Source organism: Arthrobacter sp. 08Y14 (assembly GCF_002929455.1).
Lineage (GTDB): Bacteria > Actinomycetota > Actinomycetes > Actinomycetales > Micrococcaceae > Arthrobacter_B > Arthrobacter_B sunyaminii.
This window is the reverse complement of record NZ_PJIX01000044.1, coordinates 1-560: the sequence shown is the minus strand read 5'-3', so window position 1 is coordinate 560 and position 560 is coordinate 1. Positions and strand designations below refer to the sequence as shown.

The following is a 560-nucleotide window of genomic DNA, read 5'->3' as shown; positions in this document are numbered from 1 at the left end:
CATCAACACCTTCAAACACTTCATGGCCTACAAGGGCGCGCTGATGGTGAATGACGACGAGATGTTCGCCTCCTTCCAGCGCTGCGCCGAACTCGGCGCTTTGCCGATGGTGCATGCCGAAAACGGCGACGTCGTCGCCTCGATGACGGCAAAGCTGCTCGCCGAGGGCAATAACGGTCCGGAGGCCCATGCCTATTCGAGGCCCCCGGAAGTCGAAGGCGAAGCGACCAACCGCGCGATCATGCTGGCCGACATGTCCGGTGTTCCGCTCTATGTCGTGCACACCTCCTGCGAACAGGCGCATGAAGCCATCCGCCGCGCCCGCCAGAAGGGCATGCGCGTCTATGGCGAGCCGCTGATCCAGCATCTGACGCTCGACGAAAGCGAGTATTTCAACAAGGACTGGGATCACGCCGCCCGCCGCGTCATGTCGCCGCCCTTCCGCAACAAGCAGCATCAGGACTCACTCTGGGCGGGCCTGCAGTCGGGTTCACTCTCGGTCGTCGCCACCGACCACTGCGCCTTCACCAGCGAGCAGAAGCGCTTCGGCGTCGGCAACT

At 63.2% G+C, this 560-nt stretch carries 1 pseudogene; it reads left to right on the top strand.

Features of this window, described 5'->3' with window-relative positions:
- Positions 1 to 560: pseudogene (locus tag CXR03_RS18950) on the top strand (dihydropyrimidinase); the annotation flags it as partial.